We start from the raw sequence: 13,269 nt of genomic DNA, 5'->3' as shown, positions 1-13,269 counted from the left end.
ACTCCCCCTTCTACTGAACGGCGCTGATCGGGAAGCCCTTGAGGCTGATGCACTTGCCGGAGATGTCCGGTCGCTCGCACTGCGTCCACTCACCCTTGACCTTGACGATCCATACCCGCGAGCGCTTCTCGGTGCCGTAGGTCGATTCGCGACAGGTTCCTGGCCGGGCGAAGACTTCCGTGCACTCGACCAGACCGGACTGACTCTCCAGCATCTTCCAGCCACCGCCAGCACAACCTGACTTCGCTGCCGGGCACGGTGCACCGAGTGATGCGGTCGGCAGCGGAGGCGTCTCGACCTTCTTGGTCCCATCGGGCATCACCTTGACGGCTTCGTTGCCCTTGACGAACTGCGCGCTGGCGGTAGTGGCTGCGAGTGCCAGCGCGCCCAGCGCGAGGAGATGACGAACAGCTCTCATGCGGCTCTCCTGGAGGTACGAAACCTGCGATCGTGAACCTCACTAAGGAGAACCGGAAGCCATTGAAACGGATCGTTGCCATGCCGTTCGCGCACGGCGTCGAGCAGGGCCACGTTGTCGGTGGTCGCCGAGAGCACGGTGATGAAGTCCTCGAGTCCGGCGAGGTCCAGTTCGCAGATCGCGCTGGCGTGGCCCTGCTTGACCAGGAAGCGCCGGCCGCCCTGCACACCCAGGCTGCGCACGATGTCGAACTCGGCCTGCGTCAGGCCGAAACCGTCGACGTACTCCTCGCGCACCGCCTCCGGGTTGGCCAAGAAGATCTTGGTCACGCTCTGCTCGATCATCGTGCGGCCGATTGGGTGGCGCAGCACGTCGGACGGGCTCTGAGTGTCGAAGATGCCGAGCCCATTCTGCTTGCGGATCGTTTTCTGCTTCTGCTTGGCAAAGTCGCTGAAGATCTCGTGGTCGAGCGCCTTCCAGAACTCCGAGATCACGTAGATCAGCCGCTCGCCGTTGACGAGCTCTTCCATCACTTGCAGCAGGTACATCATGACCGGCGTGCGGACCTCGGGCAGGTCGAGGAACTCGGTAGTGTCGAAGCCGATGACGTTGGCCGCGTGCAGATCGAGCAGGCGGTCGTCAGCCTGATCGAAGACCCAGCCGAGCGCGCCGCCCTGGCACCAGCGGCCGAGTCGCTCGAAGAGGCTGTTCTCGCCCGCCTTGGGTAGGTTCTGCCGCACGGTCGAGAAGCGGCGCAGTGGCGCCGGCATCATCGCCACAGCCTTGACCGCATCGGCGATGGCACGCTCGTCGGCCGGCAGCAGCGGCATGGCCGGCGTGGCGATGCAGGTGCGGATCAACTGCTCCCAAAACTGGATGCGTGCCGGTGTCGGCTCGCGCTGCAGCGGGTTGCAGCCCGTGGGCTTGCCAGCTTCGAGCGTGAAGTACCGGCCACCGAGCGCACGGATCGCGATCTCGCAGCCGCGGTCCAGGTCGAAGAGCACCAGGCGCGGCGCCGGGTCCCACTTGCGCGTGAGCGTCAGCAGGAACATCTCCAGCGTTGTCTTGCCGACGCCTGTCGATCCGATGATGAGCGTGTTGCCCGGCAGCTTCTTGTCGGCGGAGTCTTCACCTTCGGGGCTGCTGTGCAGGTTTAGGTAGAAGGGCTGGCCCGATGGCGTGCGCAGGAGGGCCAGCGCTTCGCCCCAGGGGTTGCCGTCGCGCTTGCCGCGAGCGAAGTTGTGGCCGCTCGACAGCGCCGCGAAGGCGCGCGAGCTGAGCTTGGCATCCCTGGGCCGCCACTGCCAGTTGCCCGGCATCTGCGCAAACCACGCCGCATCGGCCACGAGGTCCACCGGGGACATCTGCAGGCTGGAGGCCTCGCCGACGGCGCCGATGGCCTGCGCCGCACGGCGTCCGGCATCGGCCACGTCCTCGCCGAAGACGACGAGGCTGTAGTGGTACTCGCCCATGCAGAACTGGCCGTCGCCGAGTTCGTTCAACGCAACGTCCATCTCGGCGACCTGGCTGGCCACCACGTCGTCGCTGGCGATCAGCTGGTCGCGCTGAAGTTCGAGGGCCCGCATCGCCTCTCGACGCGGCAGGATCGAGAAGCTCTGCGTTTCGATGAATTCGCTGGCTTCGTAGAGCAGCGCGTTCAGGATGCCAGGCTCGACCGCGTCGGCGTACTCCTTGATGTCGACCAGCGCTGCGTAGCGACGGTGATCGCCGTGGCGCAGTTCGAGCTTGTCGCCGCCGAAGGACAGGCGCGCGGTCGGCAGCGTCCGGTACAGCGGGCCGGCGGTCATCGGGATCGGCCGCCAGCAGCCGTTGATCAGGTAGCCGAGGAACTCTGCCAGTTCGGAGTAGGTCCTGCCGCGCTGCTCGCGCGTGCCGAGCAACTCGGGGCCAAAGCCGCGCAGCACCCGGCCGACGAGGGCCGAGCGCTCTTGCATGACGCGCAGGGCCTCGGCCTGAGCTTCTGCGATGGCGGCACGGGTGCGCTGCGTCGATTGCAGGGCACGGCCCACGCGGGATACGTTGGGCCGGTAGACGAGCGTCAAGTAGAGCTCGTTGCTCATCATCCGGCGCTCGCTGAGCTTCGCCTGGTAGGCCTGGGACAGGTCGCGCGCGAAGCCTGGTTGCACCGGGTCCTGCAGGCTGTCGCTGACCACGCGGTGGATGCGGTGAGTCCACACCGCCCACTGGCCGCCAGCCAGGTTGCGCAGCAGGCTGCAAAGCGCCTCGTGCCGCTCACCGATCTGGTGCTCGTCAGCGCATTCGAAGGCCACGCCGTCGAGCCGCCAGACGCGCAGGTAGTCGCCGCCGCGGGTGATCACGTCGTGCGGGCTGACCAGCGAAGAGAACGGGACGAAACGCGCCAGCGGGTTCTCCGCCTGGGCCTGCGCCCAGTGCCGAGGCCTGATGCTGTTGCGGCCCGGTCGTGTGTCGGCGCCGTTGCCCCTAGACATGCCAAGCATCGCGGGCTCCCCGGTAGAGGGTGGGCGCGTAGCTGCGCGCATGCCAGAAGCGGCGGTTGCGGTCGTGCAGGCGCAGCTTCAGGGCAACGAACATCTGGCGGAAGCGCTGGTCGTCCTTGGAGGTCACGAAGCGCATCCACAGCAGCGCGGGCACGAAGGCCACGACCACGCCGAGGGCGAGCCACCAGCTCACCAGGGTGCCGCCCCACATGATCAGCAGCATGCCAGTGCCGAACAGCACCACCAGGGGCACGAGCGGGATGCCCAGCTTCATGGCCGGGCGCGTGGCGCCCTTGTAGATGGCTTCGCCTTGCATGGTTGCGCTCGCCGATCAGGTGACGATGTAGCTGGCGAAAGCCGCTGCGCCGCCGACCAGGGTGCCACCGATCAGCACGTTGGCGACATCGGCCAGGCGGGCACCCTGGAAGATCATCTTGAAGCCGGCCCAGATGATCGCGATCGTGACCACCGCGATCGAGATCGTCACCAGGATGGTGTTGACGTTCGTGACCGTGGTGTTGATCTTGTCGAAGCCCTGGGCGAGCGCTGCCTGCGACAGCAGGGCCGGGACGATGGCGGCCAGGGCCGGCGCCGCGCGGCGGATCGATGCGATCGGTCTCATGTCTTCTCCTTCGGTTGGTCGGTGGGAACGAGGCGCGCAGCGGTCACGACCTTGCGCACGTAGCCGTGGCGGAAGCCTGTGGCGAAGTTGCCGCTGTAGTAGCAGGACAGGGCCTGTCGCAGGGCCATCTGATCTGCGGCACTCGACGTTGATGCGCTCGCACGGTCGAAGCACTCGGCGAGCACCGTCTGCATGGCGGCCAGGTTGGCGCAGGGCTCGAAGGCGGACTCCACGGTCAGACCGAGCCGATCGAAGTTGCCAACGTTGATCTGCCCGAGGCCGACGCTGAAATTCCAGCCGGCATCCCGCAGCGCCCGGGCTGTGGCCAGGGCCTCGGCCCGGTGCCGCGGCTGGCGCACGAGCACACCGCCGACCACGCCGATCGCCCACGGGTTGAAGGCGCTCTCGACACTGACCAGGGCCCGTGCCGTGTCGGCGTGCACCTGGGGCGCACAGGCCAGCACCAGCGCGAGGAAGACGGACGCATCCATGGTGCGCTGCCTCAGTAGCCGGACTCGGCGACCGGAGCCGGAGGCGGCAGCGACGCAAGCCATGCGGCGTAGTCGTCGTCGAAGCGCGTGTCCCACGTGCCGAGCTGCGCTTTTGCCGCTGGACTGAACTCGGTGACTGTGTCGCCGTCCATCGTCCACCACGTGCGGGCGAAGGGCGCACCGTTGATCGAGACGGAGACGGCGCCTGTGTAGTCGCAGGAGTAGATCGGCCCGCTCTCGCCGTCGAACACCCGGGTGTACTGCGGCGGGCAGTAGCTGGGCGCGCTGGCCCAGGCGTGGTTGGCGGAGTTGCCGCCGCCGGCCATGCTGCAGGTTGGGAACGCCTTGCCGCGCGCCAGGTCACGCAGCACTTGCTTGATCGGCGGCACGCACTGCGGGATGGAGCGCCAGCTCGGGGCGGCGAAGCAGAGCAGCACCAGGCAGCCGTCCACGGCCTGTGCCGCCCTGGGGAGCAAAGCGCTGGTCATTGTTACAACGATCGCCAGGGCGATCGCAGCCCGGCGCGGGCGCCGGCTCGCGCACATCTGTGAGGGAAGACGGTTCGCCAGTTCGGTCGTCATGTCGCTGCTCCTTCCGATGTCGCGAGGACGTCTCGGGATACCCGGGGCCTTGCAGTGAGTTCACTCTAGGAGCGGCAGGGGCGACCACGACTGCTTCAATTGCGCGACTTTCTTGCATGTGCGCTGCGGCCGCGTGTCAGAGCAGTCCATAGCGCTGGCACAGCCTCACGGCATCTCGGCGATTCGCGACGCCGAGGCGCACGTTGAGACGATGGAATCGGCAGTCGATGGTTTTCGGCTCGGCGTTGAGCGCAGAGGCAATTCGCTTCGAGCCGTGCCCGAGGGACTCGTACCGAAGCAGATCGAGATCCCGGTCGGTCAGGTGGGCGCGCTGCACGAGTTCGTTCCGACCTTGACGCTGGAACCAGTCGGTCAGCCCCAGGGCCAGCGCACGGTAGACCGGCATCAATCGGCTGGTGGCGTCGAGTTGCTGCTCATCCTTGCCCGCGAGCATCAGGATTCCGAGCACATCGGAACCGCGCGGCGGCGGGGCCGGAATCAACCAGATCGCGCGCGGAGGGTCCAAGGCGTCGTCCCGTTCGATTCCCTCTTCGCCCTTGTCGAGGCTCGGACAGACAAGCAGCGGCTCGCTCGAGCGCGCGGCATGGGCCAGCCAAGTGCAGGGGCCGCTGTGCAATCGCCGCAGGGCGCTCGCACTCCATTCGGGATCCAGTGCGGCGATCGATCGGTACCAGCAACGATCGTCGTCGGGGATCACCCACACGAACAAGGCTGCGTCGGCGCCACCCGCTCGTGCGGCCAGTTCCAGCGCGGCTATGGCGCTCGCTTCATCGGCGACCACGAGCGACCTGACCAGTTGGCAGAGCTCGAAGGCTGCAGCTTGAGGTGAGGGCCTCGGCGAGTCGCCAGGGCAATCGGGCTCATCGAGCAAAGGTTCCATGGGCGAACCTCTTGATCTCTTCGTGAGCGACCGGGTGGTCGAACTTCGTCGGCGCCTTCGCGACCCACTGTTCGAACTCCGCCAGTGTGTGAATGACGAAGCGCTCCTCCAAGGCGGGCCCTGAGTTCAGCCAGCTGCACAGCTTTACCTGCAGGCCTGTCGAGTGAGAGCGCACAACAAGCTCGAAGCAAGCGTGTTCCGAGGTCCAGGATGCACATAGCTGTTCGACATCCCGCGTGATCGACGAGACCATCGGGCGGGCCGGCAGGACCGGGGCGACCCTCGCGCGGCGGGATGGCGCCGAAGATTTAGCTCGGCGGCGGCGCCCATCGTGGTCGAGGGCAGGGCGATCGGTCAGCGGCCCGAGGCGTGGCGGTTGCGGCGTGATCATGGCGACACTCCCGTTGGCTCCGGCCACCTGGGCGTCTTCCCGATCACGGGTTAGACGCTCCGAGAGCTACCGGGAGTTCAGCCTAAAAAACTGCTGCCGCTGCTGTCAACGCATTGGCGCCAAGTTGCGCAAATTTGCGGCAGCGTCAGCGCCGCTAAACGACGTTCGTTCGGACCGTTGCACGACCTTGTGGATGTCAGACGAAGCGGGCCTCAGCGGCCAGGCGGTGGAGTAGGTTCAAGGTCTCTGCCGCGCGAGCCTCGGGCACAAAGAGGTGGTCGTGGTGGAAGGCCGCCACGGCATTGCAAGCGATGCCCGCCTGAGCGAGCCGGTCGGTGATGCAGGCCAGGAACCCGACCGCATCGAGCGACGAATGCACTGCGAGAGTGATGAGGCGACAGGGGAAGGTGTAGGGAACGCCGGCCGCTTCGGCCTGGGACTTGCCGACGATGGCCGTCAGTCCTTCGGACTCGCGGAAGGTGCAGATCGGTTCAAGCCCACGCGGTAGGCGGAAGTCGCTGAAGGTGCAGTAGACGAAGACCCCGTCCGCGATGCTCGGTGTCATCTGTCGGCACAGGTCGTGCAGGTCACGAACGCCGGTCATCCCCATCCCCTCCAATCTGCCTTGCTCCACCTCGCCGAAGATTATGGGCATCCCGGACCGTTGCGGGCACCCTGATCCGAGCGGGCCGTCGGGGCATGAACCGGCAGGTTTAGCGCTGCTGACGCGCGGCGAAAGTTGCTAAACCGCGAGCATCCGTCGCGGTCACTTGGTACCTTGAGAGCGCGGCTGGGACGATCGTGTCGAGGACGGGCCGGGACCATCCAGCCCGACAGCCGCGTGCAAGGAAGTCTGCCATGGCCACCCGCTCGCAAGTGCTTTCCGACATCGCTCTGCTCAGGCAGTCGCTGCGGCGCGTCGGCAATCCACACCTGCCCCTGCTGAAGCTGCAAGGGTGGCGTCCCGCCTGGGACGTCACCGTGGATATCACTGCCATCGTTGCGGCGCTCCTGCTGGCCCTCCAGGCGCCCTGGGCCGCACCGATCGCGCTGCTGGTCCTCGGCAACCGACAGCGGGCGCTGGGCAACATCCTGCATGACGCTGCGCACCGCAACCTGACGCGCAACCGCCTGCTGAACGATCTGGTGACCCGGGCGCTGATCGCTCCGCTTCTCTTCGCGAGCCTGTCGCACTATCGCGAACTGCACTTCCGCCATCATTTGGACCTCGGCGCGCAGGACGCCGATCCCGATCTGATCCCGATCCCGGCAGCGAAGGCGAAGTCCTGGATTGCGGCCGTGGCCGCGAACACGCTGTCGCTGCGTGCCGTCCTCGGGTCCACCTTCGGGCACCTGGTCGACCGCTCCGTTCCGCTGGGAGCACGGTTGTACATCCTCGGGTGGTGGACCGTCCCTGTCGCCGTGCTTGGCTTGACGGCCGGCATTGGCGAAGCCGCTGCGATGCTCGCCCTATGGCTGGCCGCGCGTGCCACGGCATTCCACGTGATCACGACGTTCCGGGAAATGTGCGACCACCACGGGCTGTCCCCCGGCGGCGTGTTCTGCTTCACGCGCGACATCAAGGCGGCTGGACTCTGGTCGGTGCTGTTCCATCCCCGGAACAACGCCTACCACCTGACCCACCATCTGCTGCCGGCCGTTCCCTACTACCGGCTGCCCGAGGCGCAGCGCCTCTTTTCGACGCTGCCGGAGTACCAGGAACGCGCCCAGGTCTGCGAGGCATACTTCGCAGAGCCGGGGCCCGCGGTAGGTTCGTGGCAGCGGAGCCTGGCCCGGTGACCACCCGGACGCTCGGGGCGCTGCAGGTGGCAGCGCTGCTCGTCTCTGCCAGCTACGGCATCGGGTTCCTGTTCGGGTCGGGGGAGTACGCCCTGCGCTACGGCATGGCCGGTGCGATCTACGGTGTCGCCACCGGGCTGGGGATGATCGCGATGGCGGTTTTCGCCGGCAGGCTGTGGCTGGCCGGTCGCGCCGTGTGGGACCTGCTCGGAGACCGGTCCGGCGATCGCGTGCGACGGCTGGTTGCGCTGCTGTCGATCGTCTGGATGGCAGGTGTGCTGGCCGCGCAGATCCACGGCGCCGTGGCGGTGGTGAGGCTGCTCGGTGCGGGCCCGGTGGCGGCCCATGCCGTCGCCATCGCCCTCATCTTCGCGGCATCGCGGTTCGAGCTGCGTGCAGCGTCCCTGGCCTTCGCCGGGTGCCTCGCGGCGAGCGCGGTCGTCCTGCTCTACGCGCTCGTGCGCAGCGGAGGCGTCGAGCTCTACGCCGCTTCGCTGCCTGCGTTCGCTCACGCCTTGCCGTCGCTCGGCGTGACCCAGGCGTTCACGATCGCCATCGGCGTCGGGCTGCTCGTCTGCACGGGCGCGGACTATCACCAGTTCGTGCTCGCGGCCCGTGGGCCTGGCGCTGCCATCCGCGGATGCCTGCTGGCCGGCGCTGGCCTGCTGCTGCTGGCGTTCCTGCCGCCGGCGGTCGTGCTGTCGGCGGTCGCCCAGCCGTCGTGGCCCGGGGTCGCCGATGCCAAGCAGGTCGTGCCGCAGGCGCTGTCGCTGGCTGCGGCGGAGTTCGCGGCAGTTGCGGGCCCGGTGATGTTCGCAGTCCTAGGCATGGCGGCGCTTGGCTCGGGTGCCGCGGTGCTCCGCGCGATGGTGTCAGCGCTTGAGGCGGCCCGGCCGCGCAGCGCGTCGACGTCACCGATCGTCCTGGCCGCCATCCCAATGGCCGTGGCCGCGGCGCTGACGGCCACCGGGCTACCCATCGTCGACACGATGGTGTCGGTGAACGTCGTCTACATCGCGAGCGTCGGCGTCAGCCTCTTCGGCCTGCTGCGCGGCAAGGACGGCGACCCAGTGGACGAGACCTGGTCGATTGCGGCGGGATTCGCCGGTGCCGTCGCCGCCTTCCTCCCGACGTGGGCAGGGTGGTCCATCCCGAACGTCGAACTGATCGCGCTCCTCGTCGGCTTGGCGTCGGCGACCGTGACGCGGGTGGTACTACATCGACGTCACGGAGAGCCCGGGTACCGGACGGTGCGAAGGTAGCAGGGCCAGCGCCCGCTGACGCGACACCTTCCGGGCGGGTTTACGCGGCTGGATGAGGCACTTTTCGGCGCGGCTGACGATCAGCTCGGTGATCTCGCGCGCGATGGGCGGCTCCATCTCCCAGTGATGCCAATACAGGTCAACCTGCACAGGGTCGTCGGGCGCCAGTTCCTGCAGCACGCCCTCCTGGAGCAGCCCCTGCGCCTGCGTCGTCGGCACCAGTCCGTAACCCGCGCCCATGGCGATGCCTTCGAGGAGGGCGGAGGGCGAGGGCAGGTAGTGGCGCGGATAGCGGTCGATCCGCATGCCGAACCGCCGTTGCAGGAACTCGTCGTGCAGCGCATCCTTGCGGTTGAAGAGGACCGCCGGTGCGCGAAGGATGTTGCGGACGATCAGGCCGTCGGCCAGAAACTCCGCGATGAAGCCGGGAGTGGCGTAGCAGCGGTACTCCATCGCTCCGAGCGGCTTGGCGAGGAAGCCCGCGGCAGCCTTGGCATCGGTCGAGATGCAGCCGACCACCTCGCCCCGCAGCAGGCGGCTGGAGGTGTGGTCCTGGTCATCGGTGACGACCTCGAGCGCGACCAGGCGCCTGGCGAAGAGCTCGCGCAGGAGCGGCGGGAACCAGGTGGCCAGCGAATCGGCGTTCACGGCGATGGACAGGGGAACGGGACCATCGTGATCCGTCCCGGTGGACAGTTCGCGGAGCGACGAAGCCTCGAGCAGCCGCAGTGCCTTCACGTGGCGTAGCAGTGATTCGCCGGCGGGCGTCGGTGTGACCGGCTTGTCTCGCAGCAGCAGGATGGTCGCCAGCGACTCCTCCAGCGCCTTGATCCGCTGTGACACGGCACCGCGGGTCACGTTGAGTACCGCCGCCGCGCGCTCGAAGCTCTGCTGCTCGGCAACGGTGGCAAAAGTCTCCAGTTGATCTCGGTCCAGCATGGCGCGATCTCCTGTCGGGCGGCGCGCGAGACGGATACCCGGTCGCGGCCGGAGGAACGGTGATCCCGGTGCCGTGGGCGCTGGAGACGATCTGCGTCGATGCCGGTGCTGCACCGTCAGGACAGAACGACCTTCGTCGTCGCTGAGGAGGCGCAGAGCCGGTTTTTCCAAGCGAGACACATCGGACTGCGGGTGCTCGTTGGACCGCTTCGGCGGCGGCTTCGTGCAAGTCGCTATTGATGCGCTGCAGCGGTCGAGTTGTCCACAGGCGTTACGTGACAAATCGTGAATGCAGGCTGATCAGCGCGCGTTCGCACGCGCGGGACTGGCGGTCTTCGCTCCGGCCATTTGGCCTGCGCTTGCCCGTGTCCCTCGATCGCTTGCGAATGCCGGCGGCCCGCCTCGCCGCTCGCCTTCATTGCGGACCGTAGCGCCGCACGCACGGCCACAAGGGGCGTGCGCGGCATGAACGGCCTGCGCCCCGCTGGCGCGGGTCCCCTCCATTAACGCCCCGGTCCCCTTGCAGCCGCGCTTGCTTGCGGCGCTCTCGGTGCCGCACGGCGACCGACGAATGCGGGGCAGGCACCAGCTCGACAGCCTGGCTTTCTCCGAGGGACCAACAGCCACGATCGGCTCCCTCGGAACTTAGGGCAGGGGGCTGGAAGGCAGGTCTGACACCGCCGTCACGCGGAGCGAAGGGGAACGCAGTGCGAGCACCTGGGCGATTACGGAAAGTTGCCATGCGGGCCAGACATGGCGGCTGCTGGCATGCGGGCGTACCGCCGTGAGGCGGGCGAGCCGTCCCGGATCGTCTCAACCACTCATGGAGTCCGTTATGAAGCACACGAAGGAAATCCTGTTGATCAAGGTCGAGGACTTGGTGCCCTCGCCGTACAACGTGCGTCGCTACTCGGCCGGCCAGGTCGAGGAACTTGCGGCGCTGATCGCCTCGCAGGGGCTGCTGCAGAACCTGATCGTCACCGAGCAGGTGGTCGGCCGCGGCAAGCGCCAGCAGACCAAGTTCGGCGTCGTGGCCGGCGAGCGGCGGCGACGCGCGCTGGTGCTGCTGCTGGAGCGCAAGGCGCTGGCCGCAGGGCACGTGGTGCTGTGCGAGCTGGTCAGCGCCGACCACGCAGTCGAGATCAGCCTCGCAGAGAACAGCGGGCGCGAGGCGATGCACCCGGCCGACGAGTTCGACGCGTTCCATGCGCTCGTCCAGCAGGGACGGGGCATCGAGGACGTGGCGGCGCGCTTTGGCGTGTCGCCGGTGGTCGTGCAGCGCCGGCTCAAACTGGCGGCGCTGTCCCCGAAGCTGCTCGCGCTGTACCGCGAGGACGGCGTCAACCTCGACCAGCTGATGGCGCTGTGCCTGAGCAGCGATCACGCGGCGCAGGAGCGCGCCTGGTTCGAGGCGCAGCCCTGGGACCGGACGCCTGCGGCGCTGCGCAAGCGCCTGACGGAAGGCGAGTTGCTGGCCCACCAGAGCGCGCTGGCACGCTTCGTCGGGATCGAGGCGTACGAGGCAGCAGGCGGGGCCGTGCGCCGCGACCTGTTCGACAGCGACCAGTCGTGCTGGATCTGCGATCCGGAGCTGCTGCGGCGCCTGGCTGGCGAGAAGCTGGATGCCGAGGCGCAGGCGGTGCGCGGCGAGGGCTGGGCCTGGGTGGAGGCCCGCATCGAACTGGATTCGGCCGCGCTGCGTGAGTTCTCGCGGTGCGAGCCGGGCGTGCGCGCGCCGAGCGCCGAGCAGAAGAAGGCCTTGGCCGAACTCGATCAGCGCTCGAAGGAACTGGACGCCGAGCAACAGGCCCTCGACGACAACGACACCTGGACGCCCAGCGATGGCGAGCGCATCGACCTGGAAGAGCAGGACATCGAGGCGCGGCGCAAGGCCATCCAGGTGGCGCGCCAGGTCTGGCGTGACCAGGACAAGGCCCGCGCCGGTGTGATCGTCACCGTGGGTCGCGATGGCTCTACCGAGATGATCCGTGGGCTGCTCCGCCCGGAGGACCGGCAGGCGACGAAGGCGGAGGCGCGAAGCCGGACCGCCCGGGAGCAGGCCGCCGAGTCGGGAAGCCACGAACCGGCAACGACCGAGTCTGCCGAGCCGCGCGCGCCGTTCAGCGAGACGCTGCTGCGCCGACTTGCCGCGCATCGCACCGCGGCGCTGCAGGCCGTGCTGGCGCGGGGCACCCATGCGCCCCTGGTGGCGCTGACACACGCGTTGGCGCTGCAGGTGTTCGACCGCTTCGGCCTGGAGGCGCGGTCTGCGTTGCAGATCACGGCTCGCCCGCCGCGGCATGAGCTGCTGCGCGCCGCGGACGACCTGCCCGCCGGTCGGGCTTGGGCCGACCTGGAGGCCCGTCGCGCCGTGTGGCTTGGCCGGCTTCCGCAGGCCGAGAGCGAATGGCTGGAGTGGCTTGCAGCGCTTCCTCAGCCGGAGCTGCTCGACCTGCTCGGCCTTTGTTCGGCCAGCCTTGCGCTGGTACCGACCGGACCGGCGAGTGCGGCCAGCGGGCTGGAACGCCTGGCCGGCCTCGACATGCGGCAATGGTGGGAGCCGACGCCGGAGGCCTTCCTGAACCACGTGTCGAAAGTGCAAATCGCGCAGGCGCTGCGGGAGGGCGGTGCCGGGTCGGAAGCATCGGCCACGACCGGCATGAAGAAGGGTGAACTCGCCACCCTGGCGGCGACGAAGCTGGCGGGCAAGGGGTGGTTGCCGGAGCCGCTGAAGGCAGTTACCTGCACGTAGCAGGCGAACCCGGGCAGGCGAGGTCCATCGCCTGCCCGCAAGAGGGGACGATGATGTGGGTGATCTTTGCGCGGGCGCCACCACCCGACGTCCACGTCTGGCCGGGGCGTCGGGCGCTTGCGCTCGTCGATGCTGTCGCCTGGCCCGCGGTGTGGGCGGCCTGGCTGCTTGTTCTGTCGGTGCCGCTCGGGCTGGCGGGCCAGTGCGCGTTGGCGTGGTGCGGCGTCGCCGCGGTGCGCCGTGCAGTTCGAGCCGTGGGCGAGAACCACCGCTACCACTTCACCACCTGGCGCTGGGGGCGCTGGATCCTGCTCGCGCTCGCGTTCGGCTACGCATTGAAGCTGGCGGCATTCCTCAGTGCGTAGCTGCCGGGCGGGTGTCGCTCCACTGATCCAGGTCCACACGTCTCCAGGCGACAGCGCGCTTCGTAATGCGTACCGGGCAGGGGAAGCGTCGCTCCGAAACCATGCGGTAGATCGTGGACCTGCCGAGTCCTGTCAACTTCATGACTGCAGGCAGTCGAAGCAAGAGCGACGGCGAGTTGTCGTCGAGGTCGGCGGTCGCTTGCAGTGAGCGCTCCATGGGTGTCCCTCGGCTAGTCGGTAAACGCACTGTAGGCGGACGAGCCACTC

The 13,269-nt window shown here is 68.1% G+C and carries 15 protein-coding genes; 4 read left to right on the top strand and 11 right to left on the bottom strand.

Going from position 1 to position 13,269, the window contains the following annotated elements:
• Positions 1-10: 10 nt before the first annotated feature.
• The 9 genes from ASC67_RS12625 to ASC67_RS12585 all read right to left on the bottom strand — a co-directional run bounded on the left by ASC67_RS12625 (position 11) and on the right by ASC67_RS12585 (position 6,494).
• A complete protein-coding gene (locus ASC67_RS12625; protein WP_056321054.1) occupies positions 11-418 on the bottom strand; it encodes a hypothetical protein in 408 nt (135 codons plus the stop codon).
• Positions 415-2,898 (bottom strand): VirB4 family type IV secretion/conjugal transfer ATPase, encoded by a 2,484-nt coding sequence (locus ASC67_RS12620; RefSeq protein WP_056321050.1) that lies wholly within the window; start codon positions 2,896-2,898, stop codon positions 415-417. Before ASC67_RS12620 ends, ASC67_RS12625 begins: the two co-directional genes overlap by 4 nt.
• The gene (locus tag ASC67_RS12615) at positions 2,882-3,214 is read right to left on the bottom strand and encodes a type IV secretion system protein VirB3 (protein WP_056321047.1); all 333 of its coding nucleotides are present in this window, start codon (positions 3,212-3,214) and stop codon (positions 2,882-2,884) included. The genes ASC67_RS12620 and ASC67_RS12615 overlap by 17 nt, the downstream gene beginning before the upstream one ends.
• Before the next feature lie 15 nt (positions 3,215-3,229).
• Positions 3,230-3,520: a TrbC/VirB2 family protein gene (locus ASC67_RS12610; RefSeq protein WP_056321043.1), complete on the bottom strand. Its 291-nt coding sequence runs from the start codon at positions 3,518-3,520 to the stop codon at positions 3,230-3,232.
• Positions 3,517-4,011, bottom strand: coding sequence for a lytic transglycosylase domain-containing protein (locus ASC67_RS12605; protein WP_056321040.1), 495 nt, complete (start codon positions 4,009-4,011; stop codon positions 3,517-3,519). Before ASC67_RS12605 ends, ASC67_RS12610 begins: the two co-directional genes overlap by 4 nt.
• Positions 4,012-4,022: 11 nt before the next feature.
• Positions 4,023-4,592: a hypothetical protein gene (locus ASC67_RS12600; protein WP_235566311.1), complete on the bottom strand. Its 570-nt coding sequence runs from the start codon at positions 4,590-4,592 to the stop codon at positions 4,023-4,025.
• A 136-nt stretch (positions 4,593-4,728) separates the two neighbouring features.
• A complete protein-coding gene (locus ASC67_RS12595) occupies positions 4,729-5,493 on the bottom strand; it encodes a LuxR C-terminal-related transcriptional regulator (protein WP_082536000.1) in 765 nt (254 codons plus the stop codon).
• Positions 5,474-5,884 carry a hypothetical protein gene (locus ASC67_RS20620; protein ID WP_156466762.1) on the bottom strand — a complete coding sequence of 137 codons (411 nt, stop codon included), beginning with the start codon at positions 5,882-5,884 and terminating at the stop codon, positions 5,474-5,476. Before ASC67_RS20620 ends, ASC67_RS12595 begins: the two co-directional genes overlap by 20 nt.
• A 196-nt stretch (positions 5,885-6,080) precedes the next feature.
• Positions 6,081-6,494 carry an ACT domain-containing protein gene (locus tag ASC67_RS12585; protein WP_310731983.1) on the bottom strand — a complete coding sequence of 138 codons (414 nt, stop codon included), beginning with the start codon at positions 6,492-6,494 and terminating at the stop codon, positions 6,081-6,083.
• A gap of 248 nt (positions 6,495-6,742) precedes the next feature.
• Between ASC67_RS12585 and ASC67_RS12580 the strand changes: the two genes are divergently transcribed.
• Positions 6,743-7,684 (top strand): fatty acid desaturase, encoded by a 942-nt coding sequence (locus ASC67_RS12580; protein WP_056321029.1) that lies wholly within the window; start codon positions 6,743-6,745, stop codon positions 7,682-7,684.
• Positions 7,681-8,946, top strand: a complete 1,266-nt coding sequence (locus tag ASC67_RS12575; protein WP_056321028.1) for a hypothetical protein — start codon at positions 7,681-7,683, stop codon at positions 8,944-8,946. The genes ASC67_RS12580 and ASC67_RS12575 overlap by 4 nt, the downstream gene beginning before the upstream one ends.
• On the opposite strand, the gene ASC67_RS12570 is transcribed toward ASC67_RS12575, so the two are convergent.
• Positions 8,899-9,885 (bottom strand): HTH-type transcriptional regulator ArgP, encoded by a 987-nt coding sequence (locus ASC67_RS12570; RefSeq protein ID WP_082535999.1) that lies wholly within the window; start codon positions 9,883-9,885, stop codon positions 8,899-8,901. The genes ASC67_RS12575 and ASC67_RS12570 overlap by 48 nt on opposite strands.
• An 835-nt stretch (positions 9,886-10,720) precedes the next feature.
• Here ASC67_RS12570 and ASC67_RS12565 point away from each other — a divergent pair.
• Both ASC67_RS12565 and ASC67_RS12560 read left to right on the top strand, forming a co-directional pair.
• Complete coding sequence (locus tag ASC67_RS12565; RefSeq protein ID WP_056321025.1) at positions 10,721-12,637, top strand: ParB N-terminal domain-containing protein; 1,917 nt, start codon at positions 10,721-10,723, stop codon at positions 12,635-12,637.
• 50 nt (positions 12,638-12,687) lie between these two features.
• Positions 12,688-13,002 carry a hypothetical protein gene (locus ASC67_RS12560; protein WP_235566310.1) on the top strand — a complete coding sequence of 105 codons (315 nt, stop codon included), beginning with the start codon at positions 12,688-12,690 and terminating at the stop codon, positions 13,000-13,002.
• Here ASC67_RS12560 and ASC67_RS21125 read toward each other — a convergent pair.
• Entirely contained in the window at positions 12,992-13,219 is a 228-nt protein-coding gene (locus tag ASC67_RS21125) for an AlpA family transcriptional regulator (RefSeq protein ID WP_082535997.1), read from the bottom strand. The genes ASC67_RS12560 and ASC67_RS21125 overlap by 11 nt on opposite strands.
• Between the last annotated feature and the right edge of the window lie 50 nt (positions 13,220-13,269).

Source organism: Methylibium sp. Root1272, from assembly GCF_001425905.1.
Lineage (GTDB): Bacteria > Pseudomonadota > Gammaproteobacteria > Burkholderiales > Burkholderiaceae_C > Methylibium.
The sequence above is the reverse complement of the archived record's forward strand: the minus strand, read 5'-3'. Positions and strand labels throughout refer to the sequence as shown.

Bases quoted from the DNA above. Each gene is read 5' to 3' on its own strand.
- ASC67_RS12595 (WP_082536000.1), bottom strand. From the start codon at position 5,493: ATGGAACCTTTGCTCGATGAGCCCGATTGCCCTGGCGACTCGCCGAGG.
- ASC67_RS12615 (WP_056321047.1), bottom strand. From the start codon at position 3,214: ATGCAAGGCGAAGCCATCTACAAGGGCGCCACGCGCCCGGCCATGAAG.
- ASC67_RS12570 (WP_082535999.1), bottom strand. From the start codon at position 9,885: ATGCTGGACCGAGATCAACTGGAGACTTTTGCCACCGTTGCCGAGCAG.
- ASC67_RS12565 (WP_056321025.1), top strand. From the start codon at position 10,721: ATGAAGCACACGAAGGAAATCCTGTTGATCAAGGTCGAGGACTTGGTG.
- ASC67_RS12610 (WP_056321043.1), bottom strand. From the start codon at position 3,520: ATGAGACCGATCGCATCGATCCGCCGCGCGGCGCCGGCCCTGGCCGCC.
- ASC67_RS12580 (WP_056321029.1), top strand. From the start codon at position 6,743: ATGGCCACCCGCTCGCAAGTGCTTTCCGACATCGCTCTGCTCAGGCAG.
- ASC67_RS20620 (WP_156466762.1), bottom strand. From the start codon at position 5,884: ATGATCACGCCGCAACCGCCACGCCTCGGGCCGCTGACCGATCGCCCT.
- ASC67_RS21125 (WP_082535997.1), bottom strand. From the start codon at position 13,219: ATGGAGCGCTCACTGCAAGCGACCGCCGACCTCGACGACAACTCGCCG.
- ASC67_RS12620 (WP_056321050.1), bottom strand. From the start codon at position 2,898: ATGCTTGGCATGTCTAGGGGCAACGGCGCCGACACACGACCGGGCCGC.
- ASC67_RS12605 (WP_056321040.1), bottom strand. From the start codon at position 4,011: ATGGATGCGTCCGTCTTCCTCGCGCTGGTGCTGGCCTGTGCGCCCCAG.
- ASC67_RS12600 (WP_235566311.1), bottom strand. From the start codon at position 4,592: ATGACGACCGAACTGGCGAACCGTCTTCCCTCACAGATGTGCGCGAGC.
- ASC67_RS12560 (WP_235566310.1), top strand. From the start codon at position 12,688: ATGATGTGGGTGATCTTTGCGCGGGCGCCACCACCCGACGTCCACGTC.
- ASC67_RS12585 (WP_310731983.1), bottom strand. From the start codon at position 6,494: ATGGGGATGACCGGCGTTCGTGACCTGCACGACCTGTGCCGACAGATG.
- ASC67_RS12625 (WP_056321054.1), bottom strand. From the start codon at position 418: ATGAGAGCTGTTCGTCATCTCCTCGCGCTGGGCGCGCTGGCACTCGCA.